The organism is Nostoc sp. NZL, assembly GCF_015714705.1.
GTDB lineage: Bacteria > Cyanobacteriota > Cyanobacteriia > Cyanobacteriales > Nostocaceae > Nostoc > Nostoc foliaceum_A.
Window position 1 is genome coordinate 1 of sequence record NZ_WBKL01000130.1, and the last position, 5,294, is coordinate 5,294.

Sequence of the window (5,294 nt, forward strand, 5' to 3'; positions counted from 1 at the left end):
GCTCTAGCATCTTTGTCCTTACTGCTTTTTCTATACTCTCAAAGCTTGTCAACTCTTCTGTTGGCGTATTCCGATAAAGAATTTCTGCTGCTTCCTGCAAACAGGTTTCCAAACGTTTGAAGTCTTCAGGGTTCATAGTAATTGCACTTGCCGCTCTTGTTGCCAGTGTAACTTTTTTCCCAAAATTATACCTGTATTTGCAAAGGTGAGATGCTCCCTATGACTTTAGAATCTAATGAATAAGCTGCTATAATTTGCACGGAGCGAGGACTCACGATCGTAGGCAGGCGCATTACCCTTTATGATGTGAATTTCTAGTTTTTTACCTTGCCCATTGCTGCAAGATATAAGCATAAAAAGCCTCTTTATCGACCTTATCCATTGCAGAAATTTTACGACCACCAGGAACTACTTTAGTACGCCCCTGACTCAGACCAGTGGTGATAATTTCTGTTTCCCATTCGCGCAGTTGATAAAATTCTGGATGTCCTAGATAAGCTGTTGCTAAGACATCCCAAAAATAATAATCTTGGGGGATAACTAGTGCATAACATTGTCCGGCTAAATCAGATATGGGATAGTAGCGTTGTCGTCCCATTTTGTATACTAACTCCGATGTAACTGGGACATTGTTAGTTAAATCCAAAGGACACATAATAATTTCAATTTGGGTTTGCCATACTCGCGCTGCTGAAATTGCGTCCCAATAAACATTCCATTCGGCAGAACCATCTTGTCCTGATTCCAGACTTTTTTCCACATTACCACCGACATTCAACGCACCCCCCATCCACACAATTTTGTGAATCTTGGCTTCAATGTCTGGTGCTTTGTCTAATGCCACTGCTACTGTGGTTAACGGCCCAGTTACCATCAACGTTACGGGATCTGATGCCTCCCGCAACACCTTGATCATGAAATCTTGACCTGTTTCGGCAACCAAAGGCGTAGTGATGGTTTCGCTTTGATTGAGAATGGGGAGATGGTCAACGATAAAGGAATCACGGCGATAGAGAGTAGGGAATGGATTGATACCGCGTACAGTGCTTTCTGCTACCGAGATATGAGAAAATCCCATCAAATCGATAATTTTACGTGTGGCGCTAACCGCTGGTTGAACGTAGCAATCGGCTGGAGTGACGACGACACCAAGGAGTTGGATATGATCCATCGTCAACAGCAGCATAGTTGCTAAATAATCATCTACACCGCCATCGTGATCCATTAATACAAGTTGTTTTGTCATAAAAGGAGAATTAATATGGATGAGTTTATGGAAGCTGCTATTCAAGAAGCAAAACAAGGCAGACAAGAAGGTGGAATTCCCATTGGTTCGGTTCTCGTCAAGGATGGCAAAATTCTCGGCAGAGGACACAATAAACGTGTGCAAGACGCAGATCCTGTCACCCACGCGGAAATCGATTGTCTCCGTAATGCTGGGAGGATTGGCAGCTACAGAGGTACAACACTTTATTCAACTTTAATGCCGTGTTACCTATGCGCTGGGGCAGTGGTGCAATTTGGCATTAAAAAAGTCATTGCTGGAGAATCCAAAACTTTTCCTGGTGCTAAAGAATTTATGGTATCTCACGGTGTGGAAGTAATTGATCTTAATCTTGACGATTGCGAACAAATGATGAGTGAGTTTATTCAAACTAACCCCGAACTTTGGAATGAAGATATCGGTAATTAGAGACGCGATTAATCGCGTCTGTACAAAAGTAGCCAGCGTCTTGGTGACTTTTGATAGGAGAATTATGGTAGGAGCGATCGCTATCTAAAAAGCCACTCTGGAGAAGAAGAGGCTCTTTAGCCCAGAAAAAAAAGTTACCTTCGCACGGACACTCATCACTCCTAACCCAGCAAAAGTGTGCTGTTATTATCAATCATGGTAAGAGTTCCACTAGTAGCCATGCCTGGGTTGGGCTGCGCTAATGCACTATAGGACTGAATGTAACGCTGCACTTCTAGCGGAAAGTGGGGGTAATCTAACATCGCATCCCCATCGGCAATAGTAGCCCAGAAGTCTCGCAAACTAGGAGCTAATTTTTTTGCCTGCGATAACGGTAAGTTTAATGGAGAAAGAGTTAGTAACTTAATTAAAAATGGGAAAGAGCGATCGCCCATCCACTGCCGCGATGACTGTTGTAAGTCGGGAAACTCAGGCACTGACTCTACCCGATGGGATAGAATTTGCAACGATTCTTTACCTTGGTTATCCCGATGAAACTCTAGCACCCGATAAGGGTGAGGATAGCTCACTAAAGAACCAGTGGTAATATCATATACTCCATCTGAGTAAGCAATATCCTGAACGTGCAAATGCCCCGTAAATACTAGTTTGACTCCGTAGCGCCTTAGCAGCTGCAATAGTTCTGCTGAATTGGACAACATATAGCGATTTGCCAGTGGATGATTTGATTGATTGGGCAAGTGCTCGACCACATTATGATGCACCATCACCAGAACTAATTCATCACTAGATGCCGCCAGGACTTCTTCTAACCACCGTAATTGTTTGGTATCCAAACACCCCACCTGCTCACCCTGGTCATTAAAGGAGTTAGAATTCAGTCCAATTAGCTTAACTCCAGGCAATAACTGACGCGTGTAGTAAATCTGCTGCGGATCTTCATAGCCAAACTTCTTGTAATAGTAGGGAAAATCCGCAAAAGCAATTGATTGCTGATTAGCCAACAGCACAGGAACGTCATGATTACCAGGAACAACATAGACGGGAAAAGGTAGCTGGGCTAAACATTGTTGTAACCAGGCATGGTTCTCTGGTTCGCCGTGTTGGGTTAAATCTCCTGGCAACAACAAGAAATCTAAATCGAGTTGGATTAGATGTTCAAGTACACTTTTAAATGCTGAGATACTTACTTCCACCAGATGAAACCGACTGGGATGATCCCAGATTGTGTGAGGAAGTGCCAGGTGTAAGTCGCTGACTACCGCAAAGCGAAAATTGAGAGTCATTGATTTATAAAAATGTTAAAGCAGGGGTTAAAATAAGCCTTTTCCCAAAAGTATAACGCTTGCTTTGTTTCACTGCTCAGAAGTGCGTCTGTTTAACTTTTGTATACATGAATCATCGATTACACACTATGGTGACAATTAATTTCATATAATCGCTTTGTTTCTTGGTTTCTCTGCTACTCCTCTTTTCGGTAAAATAACTTAGCAGATCAGCAAGGAACAGGTTCAGGATCATGGCTCAAGCTAGTATTGGGATTATTGGTGGCAGTGGTCTGTATAAAATGGACGCGCTCAAAGATGTAGAAGAGGTGCATATCCAAACTCCCTTTGGTTCACCATCAGATGCTTTGATTCTGGGAACTTTGGATGGTACAAGGGTAGCCTTTTTAGCGCGTCATGGCCGTAATCATACACTGTTACCCTCTGAATTACCGTTTCGCGCTAACATCTATGCGATGAAGCAATTGGGTGTGGAGTATTTAATTTCAGCTAGTGCTGTGGGTTCCTTGAAAGCAGAGGCGAAACCACTGGATATGGTAGTGCCAGATCAGTTTATTGATAGAACAAAAAATCGGATTTCAACCTTTTTTGGTGAGGGAATTGTTGCTCACATTGCCTTTGGCGATCCGATTTGTAAGAATTTGGCTGTTGTGTTAGCAGATGCGATCGCATCTCTCAATTTACCAGAAGTTACTCTCCATCGCGGCGGCACTTATGTATGCATGGAAGGGCCAGCTTTTTCCACTAAGGCAGAATCGAATCTTTACCGCAGTTGGGATGCAACAATTATTGGGATGACGAATTTACCAGAGGCGAAGTTGGCAAGGGAAGCGGAAATTGCTTATGCAACTTTAGCGCTGGTGACAGATTATGATTGTTGGCATCCAGACCATGACAGTGTGACGGTGGAGATGGTGATTGGCAATTTGCTGCGGAATGCTGTGAATGCTCAAAAGGTGATTCAAGAAACTGTGCGCCGCTTGAGTGAAAATCCGCCAACCAGTGAGGCGCATTCGGCGTTGCAGTATGCGATTTTGACTCAATTGGATAAAGCACCAGCCGCGACGAAGGAAAAATTAGGGTTATTGTTGCAGAAGTATTTGTAATATTGGTGGTAAATTAGCGATCGCTACGACGTATTTTCTCAGATTACATCAAGAGCTAATACTGTTCGGTTAAGGCAAGAGACACGATTTATCACCATCTCTACGAACGACTGATGATTGTAGAGACGGCGATTTATAGTGTCTTTGTGATGATTTATCACATCATTGCGATCTAGAATTTTCATTATTTCATTAAAAACCTTAACCGAACCATATTACAGCAAGAGCGATCGCTACAATGGGCTACGCCTACGCACCATCAGATTCTTCGGTGACGTACCATTATTATAAAATCATATAAGTGATAACACGTAAACACATGAGTTTCATCAACAAACACATGAGTTTCATCAACAAACGCATGAGTTTCATCAACAAACACATGAGTTTCATCAACAAACGCATGAGTTTCATCAACAAACGCATGAGTTTTATCAACAAACGCATGAGTTTCGTTATGAAGCTTTGCTTGTTCGTGGTGTCTGGCAGATTTATCGCACTATCATCATAAAATCATACAGGCGATCGCTTTATTCTAAGTTGGGGCTGCTCATTACAGAAATCTCTCTGCGTACCCCAATCAAAAGACCTCTCCCTGGTTTTACTACCCAAAACCGTCCCTCTCCGACTCGGAGAGAAACTTGAACTTTAGTTCAAGGCAGGGAGAGGTTTATCACCTGCGTGTGCCAATATCATCACATAAACGCTTATCGTACTTGCTCACATTGGGATTATTTTGCAAATAATCGCGCACCCAAGCACAACCCTTAACCATTAAATCATCTAAATTGAGATTCCACAGCTTCACTGTCTTGTCAAAACTAGCAGAGGCAATAGTTTGACCGTCGGAGCTAAATGCCACACCCAAAACCGAATTGCTATGACCTTGGAGAGTTTGTAACAGTTCCCCGTTGTGATTCCACAACTTCACCGTCTTGTCTGAACTGGCAGAGGCAATGGTTTGACCGTCAGGGCTAAATGCCACGCCCAAAATCGAACTGCTATGACCTTGGAGAGTTTGTAACAGTTCCCCGTTGTGATTCCACAACTTCACCGTCTTGTCTGAACTGGCAGAGGCAATGGTTTGACCGTCAGGGCTAAATGCCACGCCCAAAATCGAACTGCTATGACCTTGGAGAGTTTGTAACAGTTCCCCGTTGTGATTCCACAACTTCACCGTCTTGTCTGAACTGGCAGAGGCAATGGTTT

General features: G+C 43.2%; 5 protein-coding genes. 2 read left to right on the forward strand and 3 right to left on the reverse strand.

The window, feature by feature from the left end; translation table 11 throughout:
* Window positions 1–322 precede the first annotated feature (322 nt).
* Window positions 323–1,246, reverse strand: coding sequence for a nucleoside hydrolase (locus F8R90_RS18690; RefSeq protein WP_196511912.1), 924 nt, complete (start codon window positions 1,244–1,246; stop codon window positions 323–325).
* 15 nt (window positions 1,247–1,261) lie between these two features.
* On the opposite strand from F8R90_RS18690, the gene F8R90_RS18695 reads away from it, so the two are divergent.
* Entirely contained in the window at window positions 1,262–1,693 is a 432-nt protein-coding gene (locus F8R90_RS18695; protein WP_196511913.1) for a nucleoside deaminase, read from the forward strand.
* Between the two features lie 161 nt (window positions 1,694–1,854).
* On the opposite strand, the gene F8R90_RS18700 is transcribed toward F8R90_RS18695, so the two are convergent.
* Window positions 1,855–2,979 carry a metallophosphoesterase family protein gene (locus F8R90_RS18700; RefSeq protein WP_196511914.1) on the reverse strand — a complete coding sequence of 375 codons (1,125 nt, stop codon included), beginning with the start codon at window positions 2,977–2,979 and terminating at the stop codon, window positions 1,855–1,857.
* Window positions 2,980–3,212: 233 nt separating this feature from the next.
* Here F8R90_RS18700 and F8R90_RS18705 point away from each other — a divergent pair, with 233 nt between their 5' ends.
* Complete coding sequence (locus F8R90_RS18705; RefSeq protein WP_190894893.1) at window positions 3,213–4,085, forward strand: S-methyl-5'-thioadenosine phosphorylase; 873 nt, start codon at window positions 3,213–3,215, stop codon at window positions 4,083–4,085.
* Window positions 4,086–4,758: 673 nt separating this feature from the next.
* On the opposite strand, the gene F8R90_RS18710 is transcribed toward F8R90_RS18705, so the two are convergent.
* The coding region (locus tag F8R90_RS18710; protein WP_196511915.1) for a WD40 repeat domain-containing protein at window positions 4,759–5,294 on the reverse strand (536 nt) is incomplete at its 5' end.